The sequence below is a fragment of the Ruegeria sp. CI1 genome (genome assembly GCF_056536925.1).
On record NZ_JBQFQP010000012.1, the window covers coordinates 121,504 to 143,117 of the forward strand.

Genomic DNA, 21,614 nt, shown 5'->3' on the forward strand with positions numbered 1-21,614 from the left:
GGACAGTCATGAAAAACGTGTTCAAAGCTTTTGCTTTTGCAGCGCCCGCGATGTTGGCCATGGCCGCATCGGCGCAGGCGCAGACCATCGACGAAAAGGTCAACGAGGTGTTTGCCAGTTCCACGGGCTGGTTCGTCAACCTGATCTTCAGCCCGTTTCCGGGCACAAACTTTCCGTGGATCGTGGCGTGGCTGGTGGTGGCCGCGACGATCTTCACTGTATATTTCGGCCTGATCCAGTTCCGGGCATTCCCGCATTCGATCGCGCTGGTCAAGGGTGACTATTCCGACCCCAACGACGCGGGCGAGGTCAGCCACTTTCAGGCGCTTGCAACGGCGCTGTCGGGCACCGTGGGCCTTGGCAACATCGCCGGTGTGGCGGTTGCCGTCGGCATCGGCGGGCCGGGCGCCACGTTCTGGATGATCCTTGCGGGTCTGATGGGCATGGCATCGAAATTCACCGAGTGTACGCTGGGTGTGAAGTACCGCAACGAATACGAGGACGGCACCGTTTCGGGCGGACCGATGTATTACCTGACCAAGGGGTTCGAGGAACGCGGCATCCCGGCAGGCAAGATCCTTGCGGTGCTGTTTTCGATCTTCTGTATCCTTGGCGCGCTGGGTGGCGGCAATATGTTCCAGGCCAACCAGGCGCATGCGCAGATCTCGAACGTGGTGGGTGAGTATCCGGGCTGGATCACCGGCATTCTGTTTGCGGCCATCGTGTTCGCGGTGATCGTGGGCGGTTTGAAATCCATCGCGCGCGTCACCGAAAAGGTGGTTCCGTTCATGGGTATCCTCTATGTCGCGACCGCACTGGTCATTCTGGCAATGAACGGGGACAAGATCGGTTGGGCCTTTGGCCAGATCTTTGAAGGTGCGTTCACCGGGCTTGGCGTTGCCGGCGGTCTGGCCGGGGCGCTGATCCAGGGCTTCAAGCGTGCGGCGTTCTCGAACGAGGCGGGCGTGGGCTCTGCCGCCATCGCCCACTCGGCGGTGCGCACCAAGGAGCCGATCACCGAAGGGTTCGTGTCGCTGTTGGAGCCGTTCATCGATACCGTCGTGATCTGTACCATGACCGCACTGGTGATCATCATCACCGGGCAACTGGTATCCGACCCGAATACCGGGCTTTACCTGCTGAACGAAGATGGCACTACCATCCAGACAGTCGGCGGCGTGTCCGGCGTGGCGCTGACCTCGGCGGCGTTCTCGTCCGCCTTTGGCTGGTTCCAGTACATTCTGGCCATTGCGGTGATCCTGTTCGCCTTCTCGACCATGATCAGCTGGTCCTATTATGGCCTCAAGGCCTGGACCTTCCTGTTCGGCGAAGGCCACACCAAGGAGCTGGTGTTCAAGGTCATCTTCTGCATCTTCGTGGTGATCGGTGCGGCGGCCAACCTTGGCCCGGTCATCGATTTCTCGGATGCGGCGATCTTTGCCATGGCGGTGGTCAACATCATCGGCCTCTACTTCCTGATGCCGATCGTGAAGGCCGAGCTGAACAGCTATCTGGCGCGCCTGAAATCAGGTGAGATCAAGAAGTACACCTGAGCTGCGCGCACGGCGCTGAACAGAGCCTCTCCGATCCGTCGGGGAGGCTTTTTTCTGACTTTCTGACGGCTGCGGAGTACCGGATCATGGAGCGACATGCGGGTGGATGTCTGTGCGGCGACGTTCGGATCGAGACATCGGGACGCCCGTTGCGCGTTGGGGTCTGTCACTGTCTGGATTGCCGCAAGCATCATGGCGCGCTGTTTCACGCCTCGGCCATATTTCCGCAGGATGCGGTAACGGTGGCGGGCGACACCCATGAGTACCGGGGGCGGTATTTTTGCCCCCGATGCGGGTCATCGTTATTTTCCGTCAGCCCGGGCGAGGTCGAGGTGCATCTTGGCACGCTGGACGCGCCCGACCAGTTCGTGCCGACCTATGAGCTGTGGACCATCCGGCGCGAGCCCTGGCTGCCGCCGTTTGCGGTTTCCCGGAGGTTTGAACGAGACAGCGGGGAAGACTAGCTCCGAGAAAAAACGCGCGGAGACCCAGCCCTTCGCTGCAGTTGTTGCAGATTGTCAAGGATGGTCCGCGCCGCGGACAAGAAAATTTCAGCGAATGTCAACTCAGAGCCCAATGCGGAAGTGCACGGGTTTTGACTTTCGCAGATACAGCGATGAAACAAGTATAGCCGTTAGCTACTAAGCAGCGCGAATAGCGGACGTTCATTCATTTGTCAGCATGATTTCATGCGCTGATGCCCGAGTTGCGGGCGAAATCGCCTGATGCGGTTTTACCGAACTCCGCTGTCGAACGCCCGATAAATTGCGGAACTAGTCGCGGCAGCGCAGCGCAAGGCGCTGCCGACATATTTGGACCCCCTTTTTGTACAGGATGGCTGTCCCCAACGCCGAATAACCAACTATCCGAATTTCTGGTGTTACTTCAGTCAAAGAAGATCAGAAATGTCACCGCTCGTTTTCTAGGCATGGATCGCTTGGCCCAAAATTGATCGACAAATACCGAGGTTGGATGACTCGGTTATTCTCAGGGTGTCCTCATCTATGGGCAACTTATCTGCAAAAACAATGCTCAAAGGCGGTCAATATTTGCGTATTCCAAGTGTTTCACTGGGCCTTTCTCCAAAGTAGTCGAAATACTTGCGGGAAAAGCTTCCTGGCCTTTTTACGCCGTGAGCCCGTAATACGTCTGACACCAGAACATCATGAGGGCTACTGTATGCCAGACATTTTTTTACATGGTTTATTCTAGTCGCATTCAAAAATGCTATTGGCCCCATACCATAGTGCTTGTGAAAAGCATGCCTAAGAAGACGATCACTGACATGAAATTTTTTGCACAGGTCCAAGGCGGTCAGAGGGGCAGAAATATTTGCATGCATGTATTCGATCACTGAGGCGACAAGTTTGTTTTGCTTCTCGTTTGCAATCGTGTGCTCGGATTTGAGCTGAGTTTTTTGCAGCGCTTCGACCAGACAGCGTAGGATTCTTGCCTCGGTGTCCGCTTGTGACAAATGCGATATTGCGCCATGGCATAGCATTTGTATTTGCCGCTGAATAAGCATCGCACCTTCAGGGTTGGTGTGAAGAACTGTCCAAGTCTCGAGATCGATGTCCAATTCACCATAAGACAGAATTTGCATCGCGTTCTGGAGAACCCGCTTGCCGACAATTAGGGCTTCAATTTGGGCACAGCTTTCCGTGCAGTTATGATATTCAATGCCAGTGCCTCTGATGAGAATGTCGCCAAGCTCTAGCTGTCTGCCTTGCCAACGCGTTGCCTGAGAGCGTCTTGTGATAGGAATAATGGTGACGCTGTTTTCGTCAGCGGGCCCCTTTGTCAGGAGCGAACTGTTGGTCTCTGCGACAAACGCTCTCAAGTGAGGCATTTGCGCCACCTCGAGCTTACCCTCAAATGCACCCTTGGACAGCAATGTGAACTCTCCCCGCCAGCCTGGAATCGCATAGCGGAAGTCCTCAAAACGGTTGAGTCTCAGTGTAATGCGCTTCAGTTGGCTCAGATGATCGCCAGCTTCCATTTGTCCGATTTTCCCCACGATGACGGTCCGTATCTTGCCGGAATCGTACAATGGATTGCTCGTCCTGCCTAGCTATAGGCAGTCTTGACCTCCAGCAGCGAGGCAGACGATGAAGTTCACATCAATACCTGGAGCAATCTTCAACGAATTCATAGCGTCAGGTTTGATGCTCATAACACCCGAGTATCGAGCGCTGAAAGCTGTTCAGAAAAGGTCCAGCGATAAAATGGACGCGTTGACCGATTACAAGATGAGCTTTCAGTTCATGACCATCAAGGGTCTTCGCCTCAGGTACTCGGTTGCCGGCAACGAAAGCGGTCCGGCAATACTCTTTCTGAGTCCGCTACCGCAGAGCATTCGTTGCTTCGAACAAATCTGGCCAAGTCTTGCCAAAAAGTTCCGGTTGATTGGGTTCGACCTTCCCGGCTTTGGCCGGAGCGAGGGCGGCCACGAGGTAATGAATACCGAAGCTCAAAGCGAAATCCTGGATCTGTTTGTTCGCGAGCTTGGTATCGCGGATTTCCATCTGGTTGGACCCGACGTTGGCATGCCGGTTGCGCTACACTACGCCATTCATCGTGACCATCGTTTGAAGAGTCTCGTTTTGGGGGACGGACCTTGCGTCACCCCATCGCATAATGGTTCGATCATCGACCGGGCCGTCACTTCACCATTGTGGCGCTTGATATTCAAGATTGGAGGGGCCGGGCCATTCGTGGTTGGCGCCAACAAGCTGGCCTATGTAAACTATTCTCCTAGTGATGACGAGGTAGAGGATTATTTTGCGTCATACCGCGGCAGGATACCTGCGATCATGCAATGGTTCAAAGCCTATCCAGAAATCATTGGCACAATTGAACCAAATCTTCCCGAAATTGATCTGCCGATCCAAATCTTTTGGGGAGAGGATGACAAACTCTTACTCGTGGAAACGGCGTACAAGTTTCAGGAGCGACTAAAAAACGCGAAACTTCGAGTTTTTGAGGAGTGTGGGCATTTCTCATATCAGGATAAGCGAGAAGATTTCGCTCAAATGATCAACGATTGGGTCGATGGTGGCCATGCTGAATAATCGCTGCGCTGAAGTGGCGAAGGCAAAGAATGGACTTGGAGTGCTATGACTAAATCCCTGATTAGAAGCGTAATGGTTGCAACTCTGATGACAGGGGTCATGGGAGCTGCATTTGCCGAAGAGCGGAAGCCCAACATTCTGATAATCACGAGTGATGATACGGGAATCTGGGATCTCAGCTTCAATCACAGAGGTTCAAGAGGTTACAAAACACCGAACATTGATGGTTTGTTCGAAGACAGTATGGCCTTTACGGATTACTATGCCGAGCAATCTTGTACCGCAGGGCGCTCCGCCTTGATCACCGGTCAGGCCACAATTCGAACTGGCCTCGCAAAGGTGGGCCTGCCCGGCGACAAGAATGGAATGAACGAACAGAATCCGACGATAGCCACTGCTTTGAAGGATCAGGGGTATATCACTGCGCAATTTGGAAAGAACCATCTGGGTGATCGCGATGAACACTTGCCAACAATGCACGGGTTCGATCGCTTTTTCGGAATATTGTACCATCTGAATGCGTACAACGAGTTAGAAAACGAAGATTACCCCGGAAATCCAGTTTTCAAGGAAAACCTGGGGCCTCGAAATCCTGTCAGAAGTGTCGCAAACGGTGATGGCACGCAGACCATCGAGGATATGGGCCCTCTGGATCGGGAACGCATGAAGACCTTTGATGATGAGGTGCTTTCCGAGGGCTTTGATTTTCTTGAACTGGCAAAAGAAAGCGACCAACCGTTTTTCCTTTGGATGAACTCTACCAGAATGCACTACCCCACCTATGTGCCTGATGAGTGGAAAGGAGTTTCAGGACAAGGCAAATATGCCGACGGTTTGTTGCAGCATGATGCATGGGTCGGCTCTCTTCTAGGAAAACTGGATGATCTTGGTTTCTCGGAGAATACCATTGTCATCTATCATGCCGACAACGGGCCTCAGACGAGCCTATGGCCTGATGGTGGGATTACTCCCTATCGGAGCGAGAAGTTCACCAATTGGGAAGGTGCATACCGTGTTCCCGGAGCGGTGCGATGGCCAGGCCGCATTCCCTCTGGAACGGTGTCCAACGAGATTATGTCCAATCTTGATTGGTTCCCAACACTGCTGGCAGCCGCAGGCGAAGTAGACATTGTTGAGAAGCTGAGGGAAGGCCATGAGCTAAATGGGAAACCATATCGTGTGCATCTGGATGGCTACAATCAATTGCCTTTGTTGACCGGCGAAACCGAGGAAGGTGCTCGACAGGAGTTCTTCTATTTTACTGACAACGGAGGTGTGGCGGCCATGCGTTTCCGTGATTGGAAGCTGGTCTTTAGCGAGCAACGAGGCACTGCCTTGGGCGCTTGGCAAGAGCCGATGATCCCGCTCAGCTTCCCAAAGCTCTACAACCTCAGAACAGACCCCTTCGAAACGGCAGACTTCAACAGCAACAGCTATGACCAGTGGGCATTTGACAGAACGTTTGTCGGCGCGATCGCTCAAGCCACGGCCAGGAACTTTTTTAGGAGTCTTTTGGAGTTTCCACCGCAACAGGCAGCGTCGTCGTTCAATCCAGAGGTCATCCTGCAGCGTATCCAGTCAAACAACAACTGACGCGAAAATCATGGGCGCGCTCAAATGGTTTGTAAATGCGCCTTATAGGCATCGCACGATCGCAGCAGATTCGAGACGGAGGAATAAAGTATGAGTACTCTTTCTGAGACACAAAGCATGCACCCGTTGGCGACGGGCCATTTGCCGTCGTTTTTTCCTTCAAGCGACGGAAGCGACTTATTGTTCATCCTGGTCGTGGTTGCAATCATTGGAATTTTCGTAGTCGCAGGTGCCGTGTACTTTACACTTCATTCCGTGCCGGAAAATATCGCACATGAAGCTGGCCATGCCCAGTTTCAAGTGGTGGGGATATTGGCACTGCTTGCATTGTTCACGCACAATAATCTGTTTTGGGTGATTGCCTTGGTCATTGCGGCTTTCAAGTTTCCCGACTTCTTGACCCCTATCAAATCCATAGCTCGATCTCTCAATCCGCTGAAATCGATTGCGTCATCTCTTGACGCAATTCAGCTTTCTGTCGCTGCGCCCCGCGGTGAGAAGACTGCCCAGCCCAAAATGGAAAGTGACGGCAATGCTTGAGTTCCTGCTTTGCTCTTTAGTCACAATTTTCCCGGATTACCTGTTTCGCCGTTACTGGCAAGGAAAGAAATGGGGGCAGGAGATAAACCTCTTCTCAGTATGGTACGAGCTGAGATATGGATTGACGACATGTCTGCTTCTTACGCTGGCCTTGATCACCGTAGTTTTCTACTATCACCCATCTGCCACGAATGTCCGTTCGTTCTTTCGGACGGTTACAATTCTCCCGGAAACCGGGGGGCGGGTGTCTGAGGTTTTGGTCGAAAACGGGCAATCTGTAAAAGGTGGCCAGCTTCTTTTCCGCCTGGACAGCGCCAGCCAAGAGGCGGCTGTTCTCGCGGCCAAAACAAGAATTCTGCAAACCGAAGCTTCAATTCCTGTAGCCGAGGCGAACTTGGCGGCTGCCAGTGCAACAGTAGAAATGGCGAAGGCTAATCTGGCGCAAGCAGAATATGACCTAGCCCAGGAAAGAGAACTTGCTGACAAGAATTCCGGCGCAGCTCTCGAACAGCGACTGGTGAGAGCGTCGAATCTGGCTTTGGTGAGGCAGAACGAGTTGGAAGCTGTCGTGGCCAATCAGCTCGCCGCTCAAGAGCGTTTGAAAGAACAAATACCTGCTGAATTGGAGGCTGCAAAAGCGTCCCTGGAACAGGCGGAAGCAGAGCTCGCGAAAACTTACATCTACGCGGGTGTGGATGGTTCAGTCGAGCAGTTCACTTTGCAGGTCGGAGACTATGTCAATCCGATCTTGCGCCCTGCAGGGATCCTGATCCCTGAAAAGTTCTCCAGCAATAAGCGATTCCTAGCCAGTTTCGGCCAGATTTCTGTGCCTGTTATCAAGGTGGGAAGCTACGTCGAAATGTCCTGCCTTTCCAAACCTTTCACTGTAATTCCAATGGTGGTGGTCGATATTCAGGATGTTCTACCCTCGGGGCAGATCAGGCAGGAGGACCGTCTTCTTGATCCGCAGATTGGCCTGTTGCCGGGCAGCCTAACGGTTTTCCTGGAGCCTGTTTATCCTGGCAGTGTCGACGAAGTTTTGACCGGGTCCACGTGTCTGGCGAATGCATACAGCAATCATCATGACGTTCTACACGAAGGTGACGTTGGTTCTGTCGAGCGGGTCTATCTACACGCCGTGGATACGCTGGGGTTGGTGCACGCGATTATTTTGAGAATTCAAGTATTTATGCTCCCGGTGTTTTCTTTGGTCTTGAGTGGCCATTGATTTGGAGCTCATTAGGGAAGTGATCGGAGACCATGGCGAGACATCCAGCGCTGGCGCAACGAACGGCCGCCTCTGGCTTCGGTCATTTTGACCATTTTGAACGACCGCTAACGGGAAATCATGCTGCTCCACCACAACTGGCTCAGAAATTAGGCGGTCGTGCGGAAGTCAATTTCGCTGCATCAGCGACCGGCAGAAGAGTCCGCACAGCCGACATCGGTCACTCGGTATCGCGGCAAAAGCTCCCGATGGGTTTTCGGGAGCTGAATTGCATTTGCGTCGGTGGGTGTGCCTGGGCGGGATCAGCCGCGCAGAGTGCCGCCCGTCGCCTTGGTGACCTTGGCGATGATCTTTTCGGCGACCGCCTCGATATCCTTTTCCTTCAGGGTTGATTCGGTCGGTTGCAGGCGCACCGTGATGGCCAGTGATTTCTTGCCCTCGCCCAGGCTGCCGCCGATGAACTCGTCAAAGACGCGCACGTCCTCGATCAGAGCCTTGTCGGCCCCGGCGGCGGCGTTGACCAGCGTCAGCGCCTCGACATTCGCGTCGACGACAAAGGCAAAGTCGCGTTCGACCGCCTGCAGGTCACGCAGCTCCAGCGCCTGACGTGTCGCGCCGGTCTTGCGCGGCAACGGCACCTCGTCGGGCCAGATGGTAAAGGCCATCGCCGGTCCCTTGATATCCATGGCCTGCAACACGCGCGGGTGCAGCTCGCCAAAGACGCCCAGAACCTTTTTCGGCCCCAGGCAGATCTTGCCGTGCCGACCCGGGTGCCACCAGCCCGGCCCGTCGCGCAGGATCTGCACCTTGGCCGGGGCGCCGATGGCGGCCAGCACAGCCTCGGCATCGGCCTTGGCGTCGAACACATCGACCGGGCGCGACGATCCCTGAACATCCTTGGGACCGGAACGGCCCACCAGCAGGCCGGTGATCTGGGTTTGCTGATCGCCCGGTTCGCCATCGTGGAACACCGGCCCCACCTCGAACAGGGCCAGATCCATGAAGCCGCGCGCCTGATTGCGAGCCGCCGCCTGCAACAGGCCCGGCAGCAGGTCGGGGCGCATGTGGCTCATCTCGGACGAGATCGGGTTTTCCAGCATCGTGGCGTCATCGCCGCCGCCGAACAGAGCCGCCGACGCCTTGTCGATGAAGGTATAGCTGACGCATTCGTTGTACCCAAGTGCCGCACAGGTGCGGCGAGCCATCGACTGGCGGCGCTGTGCCGGGGTCATCACAGGTTTCGGGATGCCTTCGGAAATGCGCGGCAAAGGTCTGCCCTGCAGCCTGGTCAGCGAGGCGATGCGCGCGACCTCTTCGACCAGATCGGCCTCGCCCATGATGTCGGGTCGCCAGCTGGGAACATGGGCCATGCTGCCCTCGAGCCGGAAGCCCAGCCGCGTCAGGGTCTGGCGCTGTTCGCTTTCGGGGATGTCCATGCCGACCAGCGATTGCACCCGCTCGGCATCCAGACGGAAGGCGCGCGCGTGGTTCGGCGCCTTGCCGGCCTCGACCACGTCCGACGCCTCGCCGCCGCAGATATCGAGGATCATCTGGGTGGCGTGTTCCAGCCCCTCGCGGGTGTATTCCGGATCGACCCCGCGTTCGAACCGGTAACGCGCGTCCGAGTTGATCTTGAGCGCCCGACCTGTCAGCGCGATCTGTACGTAATCCCAGAACGCGCTTTCGAGGAACACGTTGACCGTTTCCTCGGTACAGCCGGTTTCCATCCCGCCCATTATCCCGGCGATCGACTCGGGGCCGTTGTCGTCCGAGATCACCATCATTCCGGGCTGCAGGGTGTATTCCTTTTCATCCAGTGCCACGAGCTTTTCGCCACCCTTGGCACGATGGACCCGCAGGTCGCCCTGTACCTTGTCGGCGTCGAACACATGCAGCGGGCGGTTGTGGTCGAAGGTCATGTAATTGGTGATGTCGACCAGCGCCGAGATCGGACGCAGGCCGATGGCGCGCAACTGATCCTGCAGCCATTGCGGGCTGGGGCCGTTTTTCACGCCGCGGATCAGGCGCCCGGTGAAATGCGGCGCGCCGTCCAGCGTGTCGTCATCGATCATCACCTTGATCGGACTTTTGAAGTCGCCCGACACCGGCACATAGTCACGGATCTTGAGCGTGCCCAGACCGCGCGCCGCCAGATCACGGGCAATACCGGCCACGCCCAGCGCGTCGGGCCGGTTGGGGGTGATTGCGATCTCGATCACCGGATCGACCTTGGCCGGATCATTCTCGGCCAGCCAGTCGACAAAGCGATCACCGACCTCGCCCGTGGGCAGTTCGATGATGCCGTCATGTTCGTCCGAAAGCTGCATCTCGCGTTCGGAACACATCATGCCATAGCTTTCGATACCCCTGATCTTGCCGACACCGATGGTGGTGTCGATGCCCGGCACATAGACACCCGGCTTGGCGACGACGACGGTGATCCCCTGGCGCGCGTTGGGGGCACCGCAGATGATCTGCAACTCGCCTTCGCTGGTATCCACCTTGCAGACACGCAGCTTGTCGGCGTCGGGGTGTTTTTCGGCATGCTTGACATATCCGAGCGTGAAATCCCCGAGTGCATCGGCCGGGTTCACGACCTCTTCGACCTCAAGGCCGAGGTCGGTCAGCGCCTCGACAATCTCGTCAACCGACGCTTCGGTATCCAGGTGATCCTTGAGCCAGGAAAGAGTGAATTTCATCGGTCGCAATCCGCCAGTAATCTCGGGTCGGAACGCGTTTAGCGGATAATACGATCAGGTGGAAGAGGCCGCCGCGCCGCGCCGGTGGCTTGAAAGGGAATCCGGCTTCGCCAGCCGCTTCCGCTCCGTATTTTCGACACCCTTGGTGCGTCAAAGCCACACCGGCAAAGCGTTTACGCGATTTTCAGACCCGTCGCCGACAGTTTTGGTATTCTGCAACTCCACTCGAGGGGATTCCGCATTGGGCAAGGACGTGACCGCAATGGTGACGCGACGCATTTTCCAATCAGGCTCGGCGGCCCCCGTTCGGTGGCTGACGGTGCTGGCCGCATCCATGTTGTATTTTCTGGCAACCTCCGCAACGGCCCAACAGGGGGGCGATGCCGGGTTGAGGTTTGGGATTCCACCTGTCCCGCCATTGGACACGCCTCTTCCGGCAACGGTCGAAGCAGACACGACATTCGAGGCGGACAGCAAATGGAGCTTTCGCAATCTTATTCCGAACGGGTGGAACGGGCCCAACTTTCAGTGGAAATCGAATGACGCCACGCCATCAACTTATGTCAGTGAACGCCCCAAAAAACGCCGGGTGGAAGAGACAAGCCCGCTTGCCCTCAATCGGGGCCTGACCTTGCAAACGGAAACGACCAGGAACAGCACACTGTCTTTTTCACTGTTCGATCTGGCGCCCTCCTCGGACAGTGAACGCACGTGCGGATCGCTTGACCCGAATGAAACCGTGACCTGGACGGGACATTGCCGGCCCCGAGACTCACGGCCCATGCGCGATTCTCTTTCGCGGCTGTTTGATGGCTCGGCTGTCGAGAATGTTCGACTGAAGGTCCGGTATCTGTTTCAATTCTGAACTCAGTCAACCCGGTTGCGAAGAACTGGGGCGAAAGAGGAAACGCAAAGACGCGCTTTGCCGCATGATCGCCATCTTTGCTCGATTATCACCTCACAATTGCCGCGATTGTCATTTTTGATCGAACGACCCGAAATCCAGCTGCCAATTGGAGGGTATCGACAAAATGAGCCTCGTTCAGTTCCTGTTGCTGTGTGCGCCGGTGTTATTGCCACTGCTGTTTCCTGACACCGCCCGACGGGTCGAAGCGCAGCGCGCGACGCGCCATCGCCGCGAGTAGACGCGAGCGACCCGGACAATGAGGCCTGGTTCCGCACACAAGACCGGCATGCGCGCACCGCTCCCGCAAGCGCTGAACGGCACGCGCGGTGTCCTGTTGGCGGTTGTGGTGGTTTTCACCTGCATGTTGCCGGCTTTGGGGCAGGCGCAAAACCTGTGGTCCAAGACCTATTTCATCTCGGCGAATGACGGATCATCCCTGTCCAACAGCGTTCGCAAGATCGGGCGCGGTGGTTATGAGCTGGCCAATGGGCAGCGCGTGTCATTCGGACAATGGTACGGCAGCCGGTGGGCGGACACCCATTTTACCTGGATGACCGAGTTGCACCCGAATTTTGGCGTCTATTGGGGCTTCAGCACCGGTGAACGTGGAGAGAAATACACGATTGATCCGGCGTTGAGGCTGGGGTTCGTGTATCAGACACAGCCGACCCCCAGCAGCACGCTGTCGCTTTCTGTGCTTGGCCTGATCGGTGGCAATCTGAGCGAGGACAGCTGTGCCGCAGACTATGGCGCCATCGGTGGCGTCCAGACGGTGAACTGCCGGCTTGCTGCATCTACCTTGCCACCCGAAGAGACGCTGAATTACATGCTCGACGAGTCACCCATGGAGCGGTTGCAGCTTCACGTACGCTACCTGTTCCGGTTTTGACAACAATCCGTGAAAGCCTATGGGATTAACCCGAGTGACGCACATAAACTCCAAAAATACACTCCAAAACGCCCATATGTCTGCATTTTTGCCCAAATTTCACCTTAGTCTTTCATTCTTATTGGATTGCCCCAAGTCCAGCTGCCAATTGGAGGGCCAGATGAAATTAAAGTATTTGACACCCGTGCTTGCCTCTGCCGTCGCGCTTGCGGCCTTTGCACCAACCCCGGTTATTGCCGAAGACAGCCCCTTGCTGATCGCCGCGCGTGGCGGGAACAAGCCAGACAAACCCGGCAACGGCGGCGGTGAAGACCCCGCGCCAAGCACCCCAACATATTACTCCTGGATGCACGCAGACATTCAGAGCGCCTGGAGCGACGGATATCTGGGCCAGAACGTGACTGTCACGGTGGTCGACGATTTCAACAGTCGCACAAAGCTGTTCGGCAATCTGGGAGAGGGCCTGAAACGCAAGCGGCATGGTGAGTGGACCTCGGCGCAGATTTCGATGCTCACCCCATCTGCAACGATGGTGTCGCATGAATTCACCTCTGGCGCCGGGTTTGCGTTGGGTGACGGGTTCAACGTGATCAACGCCAGCTATGGCTGGGTGGAATTTCCGGCTGCCTTCGGCGGTCTGGACGCACAGGAAATCTCGGTCGTCGACTATGCCTTTGACGGATCGGCCTTTGTATCGAAATCCGCCGGCAACGAAAGCGTCGCCATCGGGGATGTCATCGCCTCGGGCACCTATGCGGGCCAGATTGATTACCTTGCGACAAACCTGATCGGCGCGCCGTCAGCCGTGTTTGTCGGCGCCCTTGACGGGCATGGCACGGCCGCGAACAAGGCGTCGCTTGCCAGCTATTCCAACTATGCCGGGACCAATGCTACGGTTCAGGGGCAGTTCCTGGTGGTCGGCGTCGAAAGTGGCACGACCGGCCTGGCGGGAACATCATTTGCCGCGCCAATGGTCGCCAGCTATGCGGCGGTTCTGTCGAACAAATTTTCGGGGGCAACCCCCACCGCCATCGCCAATCAGCTTTTAACAACAGCGCGCACGGATACTATCCTCGGTTACAATCCCGCGATTCACGGTCAGGGGGAGGCGAGCTTGTCGAACGCTTTGGCCCCCGTGTCGATCAACTGAACACGCACCCCGTGCGACGCTGCAGAAGCCCCCGGATCATCGCCGGGGGCTTCACCTTTTGAAGCGGTTATGACAGGCGGTCCCGCTGCAGCGACGGGTTGACGCCAAATGCGGCGCGATACACCCGCGAGAAATGGCCGGGGCTTTCAAAACCGCAGGCAAAGGCAACCTCGGTGATCGACGCCTCGGTCTGCAGTAACAGGTGGCGGGCGCGTTCCAGACGCATCTCCATGAAGTATTTCTTGGGAGAGGTGTTAAGATATTTGCCGAACAAGCGCTCAAGCTGGCGTGTCGAAATCCCGACCTCGTCGGCGATGGCCGATGGCGACACCGGATTGTCCAGATGGTCATGCATGATCTGGATCGCCTTGGCGAGATGCCGGTTTCGTATGCCGCTGCGCGATTGCAACGACACTCTTTGGGCTGCGGTAGCGTTGCGCACGGCGTTGTAAACCATCTGATCGGCCACGGCGAGTGACAGGTCATAGCCGTGATCGCGTTCAATCAGGTGCAGCATCAGATCTGCCGTCGCGGTGCCGCCGGATGCGGTGATGTGCCTTTCATCGACCACAAAGACGTTCCGCACCAGATTCACCTCGGGAAATTCCTCCATGAAACTGTCGTGGTATTCCCAGTGGATCGCTGCCTGCTGCCCGTCCAGGAATCCGGCCCGAGCCAGAATATAAGCGCCCGAGCACAGCGCCCCGATCGGGGTGCCGCGGGACCGCGCGCGGCGCAGCGCGGCGATAAGGCCGCGATTGTCCTGTTCATTCATGTGAATCCCGGACAGCACGAACAGCCGGTCACAGGCGGGCAATTCGGAGAAGGCGTGATGCACCAGCGTGACCGAATCGTTCGACGCCGTCGCGGTCTTGCCGTCAGCCGAGGCATAGGACCAACGATACAATGTGCGGCCACTGACCAAGTTGGCAATGCGCAACGGGTCCACCGCGCAGGAAAACGCCATATGGGTGAATTCCTCGACCAAAGCGAAGACGAAATGCTGCGGGTCCGCCATCACCGTTATTCCTTTTTGACCACCGGAGTATCAAATCGCACGATTTAGGATTGTATGCAAGATGTATTCATGATTAGTACACATCGTATCCCAAAAGAATCGACCCTGTTTGGGCTCGACCAGCCACCGAAGGCTTTGAACATGAAAGATACCGGAAAACACCGCAAAGCCGAGGTGCACGATTACCTCAGGACCAACATCCTGACTTTGGTGCTGGCGCCCGGCGAGGATCTGGACGAGGTGAGCCTGTGCAACAGGTTCGACCTGTCCCGCACCCCGCTGCGCGAGGTGTTCCGCGAACTGGCGGGTGAGGGTTATATCGAACTGCGCGCGGGACGCGGGGCGCGGGTTTCCGAAATGTCCCACACCACCTTGCGTGATTTCTTTTTGGCGGCACCGATGATCTATGGCGCGGTTCTGCAACTGGCGGCCAAGAACGCAACGCCTGCGCAGATCGACAAGCTGAAAGCGGCGCAGGAGGATTTCAAGGACGCCCTGCACAGCGGTTCAAGCGCGGATCGGGCCATGGCCAACAACCGTTTTCACGAGATCACCGGCGAGATGGCCGACAACATCTATCTGCTGCCATCGTTTCGGCGGTTGCTGATCGACCACGCCCGCATTTCCATGACTTTCTATCGCCCGCAAAGCGCAGCGATGGCTGAAAACGTGGCCCAAGCCAGCACCCAGCACGACGCCATCATCGCTGCGATCGAAACCGGGGACGATGCCGCCGCCGCCCAGCTGGCAATCGATCACTGGAACCTGTCGCGCGACCAGATCGAGCTGTTCGTCATGCCCGCCGGGCTGGATGTGCCGCTGGGAACGGTTGCACGCAAAACCACTGCCTAGAGGACTTCGAATGACCCCAATCTTTCAATTCCACGGGATCTATACGCCTGTCGTGACACCTTATCACGAGAACGGCTCCGTCAACTGGGACGGTCTGGCGAATGTCATCGACTATCTGATCGACAACGGCGTTCACGGCCTGATCTCGGGCGGATCGACCGGCGAGAACTATGCCCAGACTGTGAGTGAGCGGCTGGATCTGGCGCGGTTCACGCGCGACCGGCTGAAAGGGCGGCTGCCGCTGGTGGTGGGCACCGGCGCGATGCTGACGCCGGATTCGATTGCCTTGGCCTCGGGCGCCCGCGAGATCGGCGCGGATGCGATCCTGCTGGCCTCGCCTCCTTATTCTGTGCCGACCGACCGGGAAAATGCGCTGAACGCTCTGACCATCGACAAGGCCGCCGACCTGCCGGTGATGCTGTACAACTATCCGCACCGCACCGGCACCATGATGGGCGAAGAGTTCCTGGACCGCGTGGGACGCAGTCGGAATTTCTGCGGCATCAAGGAAAGCTCGGGCGATATCAACCGGGTGCACCTGCTGGCGCGGGATTATCCGCATATCCAGCTGGGCTGCGGAATGGACGATCAGGCACTGGAGTTCTTTGCCTGGGGTGCGCCGTTCTGGGTGTGCGGCGGGTCGAATTTTCTGCCGCGCGAACACGTAGCGTTGTACGAGGCCTGTGTCGTGCGGGGCGATTTTGCCAAGGGCCGACGGATCATGTCGGCGATGATGCCGCTGATGCGGGTGCTGGAACAGGGCGGCAAGTTCATCCAGACCATCAAGCATGGTGTCACCATGAACGGCATTCAGGCCGGTCCCGTTCGGCCCCCACTCAAAGGGCTGAACAAGGACGACAAGCGCGCGCTGGAACAGGTGACGCGCGTGCTGAAACAGAAAATCTCCGACATCGTGGCAGAGGGCTGAGCTATGACATTGCTGACGCAGGACGAATACAAATCCATCGCCGCCAATCTGGACCTGCCCACCGGAGCGTTCATCGACGGCAAATTCTGCCCGGCAATCTCGGGCGAGACTTTTGTGACAACGAACCCCGCCACGGGTGAGGAATTGACCCGCATCGCTGCCTGTGGCGCGGCGGACGTGGACCTTGCTGTCGAAAAGGCGCGCGAAGCGTTCGAAGACGGGCGCTGGTCGAAACTGCACCCGTCCGAACGCAAGGAGGTTCTGATCCGGCTGTGCAAGTTGATGACCCGCAATGCGCGTGAGTTGGCGGTGATGGAAAGCATCGACAGCGGCAAGACCATCTATGACTGTGAGACGGTGGATGTGCCGGAAACCATCCACTGCATCAAATGGCATGCCGAGGCGATCGACAAAATTTACGATCAGGTCTCGCCTGCCAGCGACAACCACATCGCCATGGTGGTCCGCGAACCGATTGGCGTGGTGGGGCTGGTGCTGCCGTGGAACTTTCCTCTTTTGATGCTGGCGTGGAAAATCGGCCCCGCACTGGCGGCGGGATGTTCGGTGGTCGTGAAACCGGCGGCGGAAACGACCCTGACCGCGCTGCGTGTCGCGGAACTCGCGATGGAGGCCGGCCTGCCCCGCGGCGTGCTGAACATCGTGCCTGGTGGTGGCGCCGAAGTGGGCGAACCCATCGGGCGGCATATGGACATCGACATGGTCTCGTTCACCGGCTCGACCGTGACCGGCAAAAGGTTTCTGACCTATTCGGCGGAATCCAACGCCAAGGAGGTGGTGCTGGAGATGGGCGGCAAGAACCCTGCCATCGTCATGGATGACGCCGACAACCTCGACCGCGTGGCAGCGCATGTGGTGAACGGCGCGTTCTGGAACATGGGCGAGAATTGCTCGGCATCGTCGCGCCTGATCGTGCACAAGGATGTCAAGGCCGAGTTGCTTGACCGGATCGCGCATCATGCCAGGCAATGGAACGTGGGTGATCCGCTTGATCCGGAAACCCGCATGGGCGCGCTGGTCTCGGCGGCACATTTCGACAAGGTCTGCGGTTATCTTGAGCAGGCCGACAAGGTGGTGCTGGGCGGCAAGGCGAACAATGGCTTTGTCGAGGCGACGGTGGTCGAGGTGCCGGGCAACGACGTCAAACTGGCCCGCGAGGAGATTTTTGGACCGGTGCTGAGCGTGATCGAGGTATCCGGCTTTGACGAGGCCATCGGGATTGCAAATGACACCGATTACGGCCTCTGCGCCTCGATCTTCACCGCCAATGTCAAACGCGCAATTCGCGGGGCTCGGGCGATCCGGGCGGGCACGGTCACGGTCAACAGCTTTGGTGAGGGCGACATCACCACACCCTTTGGCGGCTACAAGCAGTCGGGCTTTGGCGGTCGCGACAACTCGGTTCATGCTCATGACCAATATACCCAGTTGAAAACCATCTGGATCGATCTGGCGGACGATGCTGACGAGGCCTTGGATTGATCAGGTACACCGCCAAACGCCTGCCCCGGCAGACCGGCGCCGCGGGATGGAACGCCATCCTGCCGCCTCAGGACCCGCTGCCGGTTCTGGAGCAGGACCAGACCGCCGATGTCACCGTCATCGGCGGCGGTTTCGCCGGTTTGTCGGCCGCGCGTCGGCTGTATCAGCTGGACCCGTCGCTGAAAATCGCGATTGTCGAGGCGGGCCGCTTTGCCGAAAGCTCGGCCGGGCGCAATTCAGGCTTCATGATCGACCTGCCGCATGATCTGGTGTCGGACAATTACGCCGGCGACGCGCTGGAGGCCGACCGTGCCGCCATTGCGCTGAACCGCCGGGCTATCGCTTTTGCAAAGGAGGTGGCCGCCGAGTGTGACCTGACGGAGGAAATCTTTGATCCCTGCGGTAAGTACAACGCCGCCGCGACGCGGGCCGGGGACCGGCACAACCGGAACTATGCCGCGCATCTGAAGCGTCTGGGAGAGCCCTGCACCTTGCTGGATCAGGCGCAGATTGGCGAAGTCACCGGCAGCCCGCATTACACCTCGGGCGTGTTCTGCCCCGGTACGGTGATGATCCAGCCCGCAGGTTATATCCGTGCGCTGGCGAACCGATTGGCGGACCAGATCCAGGTTTACGAGAACACGCCGGTCACCGGCTTTGAGAAACAGGGCGCGGGCTGGCAGGTGACGACACCCAAGGCACGCATCGCCACCGGGCGGATCGTTCTTGCCAATAACGGCCATCTGGAAAGTTTCGGCTTTTTCCGGCGGCAACTGATGCATATCTGCCTTTACGCCTCGATGACAGAACGGCTGACGGCAGAACAGGTCAGGACATTGGGTGGGCAACCGCGATGGGGTGTGACTCCCGCCGATCCGATGGGTACCTCTGTGCGGCGGATTTCCGGCCGCTATGGCGACCGCATCCTGATCCGCACCTGTGCCACTTTCAATCCCACCATCGAGACCAGCAACATGCGGCTGCGCAATGCAGGCTGGGTGCATGATCGCAAGTATCGCGAGCGATTCCCGCACCTGCCCGGCGTCAAGATGGAGTATCGCTGGGCCGGTATGCTTTGCCTCAGCCGCAATGGCTCCGCCGCTTTCGGCGAACTGGATCAGGGGGTGTTTTCCGCCTGTTGCCAGAACGGGTTGGGCACCGTCCGTGGCACGTTGCAAGGCATGGGCGTGGCGGAGCTGTTGCTGGGGAACGGGTCCGAGATAGCCAATCACTTCCTGGCCGAAGCCGACATGCCCCGCCTGCCACCCGAGCCCTTCGCCTCGCTCGGCGCCAACAGCTATCTGGTGTGGAAGGAATGGCGCTCGGGCAAGGAATGAGGTGTGAGGGGGCGCTGCCCCCGCCGCCTGCGGCGGCTCCCCCGGGGTATTTTGACCAGAAAGAAGCAAGATCCGGGCCTTGTGGGTCCCGGATCAATTCAGTTGAGGGCAAGCTCAACTTGGCTATTTACCCGCCGTCGAGGTCTAGGCCAGCCCTGGGGTGATCGGACGCTCCGGTCCGGCCTGCGGGAAGCATGCCGCAAAGATTCAGAGATCACCTCAGAAATCCTTACACAGCCGCAGCGCGTCCAGAATGGCGGCGTGCATGTTTCGACCCGTTATCGCATCGCCGATGCGGGCCAGAACAAACCCGCCGTCCGGGTTGAGATCGGGAAACACGGCCCTGCCTCCGACCAGTGCGATCTGATCCAGTTGCCCAAGGTTGCGCGAGGCCGCTTTGAGATCGAGATAGAGCCCGTCGGCAGGCACCAGCCCGCATTCAACCACCACATGATCCACCACGCGCTGCTCTGCCGCTCCGGTCAGCACGTTGCGCAGGCTCGCGTGTTTCTTCCCCTCTGCGTCGGCCACCGAGGCCAGTTCGTGCAGACAGGTATACTGCGTTCCGGCATTGGCCAGCCGGCGCAGGATCACGGCCGAGTTTGTGGGGCCAAGATCGTGGAACAGGCTGCGATCGGGCGTCACCATTTCAAGTTTGCAGCCCATGTCGGCCAGCGCATCTGCCGTCACCGCCGCGGGCTGATCGCCGGTCTCGTCAAACAAAAGCACGTTGCCCGAGGGGCGCTGCCCGCCATTCAGAACATCCCAACTGCTGACAGTCAGATGCCCGCCGGGTATGTCTGGTGGTTCGGGCCAGCCGCCGGTGGCAACAACCACCAGATCCGGCTTTTCCGCCAGAAAATCCCCGGCTTCGGCATAGACATTGGTGCGCAGCTCTGCGCCCAGGCGCACGGCCTCGGCCACCAGCCAGTCGGTGATGCCCTGAACCTGTCGCCGGACGGTTCCCCGCGCCGCAAGCAATAGTTGCCCGCCGAGTTGCGGCGCCGCTTCGAACAACACCACCTTATGGCCGCGCGCGGCACAGACCCGCGCCGCTTCCAGCCCGCCGGGGCCGCCGCCCACGATCACAACGGTTTTACGCCTGTCTGCAACAGGGATCACATGCGGCAGCATCGCCTCGCGCCCGGTGGCGGCGTTGTGACCGCAGACGGCGGGTTTGCCCTGGTTGACCCGGTCGACGCAGTACCCAAGCCCGACGCAGGGCCGGATGAATTCCTCTTCGCCGCGCTGAAGCTTGGACACCAGATGCGGGTCGGCCATGTGCGCTCGGGTCATCCCGACCAGATCGACATGCCCGGCTTCTAGCGCGTGGCGCGCGGTTGCAAGGTCGGCTATCCCGCCAGCATGGATCACCGGCAATCCGGTTTCGCGCCGGATCAGTCCGGCGATGGGCAAATGAGGAGCCGAAGGCATGCCCATCGGCGGCACCCATCCGGCAAGCCCCAGATCGTCGTAAGGCGCGCCCGCCATAACGTTGAAGAAATCCACCAACTCCGCATCCGCCAGCATGCACGCGGCGGTCGCACATTCCAGCGCCTCGATGCCGCCATTGACCAGTTCGTCCCCGGTCAAACGGATGCCCAGCAGAAGCTCGTCGCCCACGGCCCCGCGTACAGCCTGCAGAACCTCGACCGTCAGCCGGAGGCGATTTTCAAGCGCGCCGCCGTATGCGTCGTCCCGGTCATTGACCAGCGGCGACAGGAACTGGCCCAGAAGGTGCGAGTGGGACAACACCTCGATCCCGTCAAAGCCGCCGGCGCGGCACCGGCGCGCCGCCTGTGCAAAATCCTGCACAACGCGCGCGATGTCTTCGGGCTCCATCACCTTGGGAAAGGCCCGATGCGCCCGTTCCCGCCGACCCGACGGGCCGATCACCGGCAACCAGTGCCCGTCATCCCAGGCCGTGCGGCGCCCCATATGGGTGATCTGGCACATGATCGACGCACCGTGCGATTTTACCCCGTCGGTCAGCTTGCGGAACCACGGAACGATGCTGTCGTCACCGGCATACAACTGGCCGAAGACCGATGGACTGTCGGGGGCAATGTTTGTGGACCCGCCGATCATTGTCATCCCGACCCCGCCCTTGGCCTTTTCCTCGTGATACAGCCGATAGCGGTCACGGGGATGACCGTCCTGAACGTAATTCGGCGCATGTGCGGTGCTGACGATGCGGTTTCGGATCGTCAGGTTGCCCAATCGGAACGGTTCCAAAAGCGGATCACGCACCATCAGTTTCTCTCCGATATCTTGTCTCGCGGGATGCTGCCCGTGACCGGCTTTGCGCCTTATGTTTCCGCAGTACACCAGTTTTCACCGACATCCCAA

At 58.4% G+C, this 21,614-nt stretch carries 17 protein-coding genes; 13 read left to right on the forward strand and 4 right to left on the reverse strand.

Going from position 1 to position 21,614, the window contains the following annotated elements:
• The first annotated feature begins 8 nt into the window (after nucleotides 1-8).
• Nucleotides 9-1,553: an alanine/glycine:cation symporter family protein gene (locus ACR0LZ_RS15370; RefSeq protein ID WP_480750719.1), complete on the forward strand. Its 1,545-nt coding sequence runs from the start codon at nucleotides 9-11 to the stop codon at nucleotides 1,551-1,553.
• An 86-nt stretch (nucleotides 1,554-1,639) separates the two neighbouring features.
• Nucleotides 1,640-2,017 carry a GFA family protein gene (locus ACR0LZ_RS15375; protein WP_480750720.1) on the forward strand — a complete coding sequence of 126 codons (378 nt, stop codon included), beginning with the start codon at nucleotides 1,640-1,642 and terminating at the stop codon, nucleotides 2,015-2,017.
• A gap of 578 nt (nucleotides 2,018-2,595) precedes the next feature.
• Here ACR0LZ_RS15375 and ACR0LZ_RS15380 read toward each other — a convergent pair.
• Nucleotides 2,596-3,603 carry a helix-turn-helix domain-containing protein gene (locus ACR0LZ_RS15380; RefSeq protein ID WP_480750721.1) on the reverse strand — a complete coding sequence of 336 codons (1,008 nt, stop codon included), beginning with the start codon at nucleotides 3,601-3,603 and terminating at the stop codon, nucleotides 2,596-2,598.
• Between the two features lie 58 nt (nucleotides 3,604-3,661).
• Here ACR0LZ_RS15380 and ACR0LZ_RS15385 point away from each other — a divergent pair, with 58 nt between their 5' ends.
• The 4 genes from ACR0LZ_RS15385 to ACR0LZ_RS15400 all read left to right on the forward strand — a co-directional run bounded on the left by ACR0LZ_RS15385 (nucleotide 3,662) and on the right by ACR0LZ_RS15400 (nucleotide 7,985).
• The gene (locus ACR0LZ_RS15385; RefSeq protein ID WP_480750722.1) at nucleotides 3,662-4,624 is read left to right on the forward strand and encodes an alpha/beta fold hydrolase; all 963 of its coding nucleotides are present in this window, start codon (nucleotides 3,662-3,664) and stop codon (nucleotides 4,622-4,624) included.
• A 72-nt stretch (nucleotides 4,625-4,696) separates the two neighbouring features.
• The gene (locus ACR0LZ_RS15390; RefSeq protein ID WP_480750723.1) at nucleotides 4,697-6,217 is read left to right on the forward strand and encodes an arylsulfatase; all 1,521 of its coding nucleotides are present in this window, start codon (nucleotides 4,697-4,699) and stop codon (nucleotides 6,215-6,217) included.
• Between the two features lie 90 nt (nucleotides 6,218-6,307).
• A complete protein-coding gene (locus ACR0LZ_RS15395; protein ID WP_145975742.1) occupies nucleotides 6,308-6,757 on the forward strand; it encodes a hypothetical protein in 450 nt (149 codons plus the stop codon).
• A complete protein-coding gene (locus ACR0LZ_RS15400) occupies nucleotides 6,750-7,985 on the forward strand; it encodes an HlyD family secretion protein (RefSeq protein WP_480750724.1) in 1,236 nt (411 codons plus the stop codon). Before ACR0LZ_RS15395 ends, ACR0LZ_RS15400 begins: the two co-directional genes overlap by 8 nt.
• Nucleotides 7,986-8,287: 302 nt before the next feature.
• On the opposite strand, the gene pheT is transcribed toward ACR0LZ_RS15400, so the two are convergent.
• Nucleotides 8,288-10,684, reverse strand: a complete 2,397-nt coding sequence (pheT, locus tag ACR0LZ_RS15405) for a phenylalanine--tRNA ligase subunit beta (RefSeq protein WP_480750725.1) — start codon at nucleotides 10,682-10,684, stop codon at nucleotides 8,288-8,290.
• Between the two features lie 262 nt (nucleotides 10,685-10,946).
• Between pheT and ACR0LZ_RS15410 the strand changes: the two genes are divergently transcribed.
• From ACR0LZ_RS15410 to ACR0LZ_RS15420, 3 genes are all read left to right on the forward strand, one after another.
• Entirely contained in the window at nucleotides 10,947-11,549 is a 603-nt protein-coding gene (locus ACR0LZ_RS15410; RefSeq protein ID WP_480750726.1) for a hypothetical protein, read from the forward strand.
• A 328-nt stretch (nucleotides 11,550-11,877) separates the two neighbouring features.
• Nucleotides 11,878-12,480, forward strand: a complete 603-nt coding sequence (locus tag ACR0LZ_RS15415; protein WP_480750727.1) for a hypothetical protein — start codon at nucleotides 11,878-11,880, stop codon at nucleotides 12,478-12,480.
• Between the two features lie 160 nt (nucleotides 12,481-12,640).
• Nucleotides 12,641-13,630, forward strand: a complete 990-nt coding sequence (locus ACR0LZ_RS15420; protein WP_480750728.1) for a S8 family serine peptidase — start codon at nucleotides 12,641-12,643, stop codon at nucleotides 13,628-13,630.
• A 67-nt stretch (nucleotides 13,631-13,697) separates the two neighbouring features.
• Here ACR0LZ_RS15420 and ACR0LZ_RS15425 read toward each other — a convergent pair whose 3' ends face one another.
• Nucleotides 13,698-14,648, reverse strand: coding sequence for a GlxA family transcriptional regulator (locus ACR0LZ_RS15425; protein WP_480750729.1), 951 nt, complete (start codon nucleotides 14,646-14,648; stop codon nucleotides 13,698-13,700).
• Nucleotides 14,649-14,717: 69 nt separating this feature from the next.
• On the opposite strand from ACR0LZ_RS15425, the gene ACR0LZ_RS15430 reads away from it, so the two are divergent.
• The 4 genes from ACR0LZ_RS15430 to ACR0LZ_RS15445 are packed head-to-tail and all read left to right on the forward strand — an operon-like array spanning nucleotide 14,718 to nucleotide 19,265.
• The gene (locus ACR0LZ_RS15430; RefSeq protein ID WP_480750730.1) at nucleotides 14,718-15,500 is read left to right on the forward strand and encodes a GntR family transcriptional regulator; all 783 of its coding nucleotides are present in this window, start codon (nucleotides 14,718-14,720) and stop codon (nucleotides 15,498-15,500) included.
• Between the two features lie 10 nt (nucleotides 15,501-15,510).
• A complete protein-coding gene (locus ACR0LZ_RS15435; protein WP_480750731.1) occupies nucleotides 15,511-16,428 on the forward strand; it encodes a dihydrodipicolinate synthase family protein in 918 nt (305 codons plus the stop codon).
• Nucleotides 16,429-16,431: 3 nt separating this feature from the next.
• On the forward strand, nucleotides 16,432-17,928 hold the full coding sequence (locus tag ACR0LZ_RS15440; RefSeq protein ID WP_480750732.1) for an aldehyde dehydrogenase: 1,497 nt from the start codon (nucleotides 16,432-16,434) through the stop codon (nucleotides 17,926-17,928).
• Nucleotides 17,925-19,265, forward strand: coding sequence for an NAD(P)/FAD-dependent oxidoreductase (locus tag ACR0LZ_RS15445; protein WP_480750733.1), 1,341 nt, complete (start codon nucleotides 17,925-17,927; stop codon nucleotides 19,263-19,265). The genes ACR0LZ_RS15440 and ACR0LZ_RS15445 overlap by 4 nt, the downstream gene beginning before the upstream one ends.
• Before the next feature lie 219 nt (nucleotides 19,266-19,484).
• On the opposite strand, the gene ACR0LZ_RS15450 is transcribed toward ACR0LZ_RS15445, so the two are convergent.
• Nucleotides 19,485-21,518, reverse strand: coding sequence for an oxidoreductase (locus tag ACR0LZ_RS15450; RefSeq protein WP_480750734.1), 2,034 nt, complete (start codon nucleotides 21,516-21,518; stop codon nucleotides 19,485-19,487).
• Between the last annotated feature and the right edge of the window lie 96 nt (nucleotides 21,519-21,614).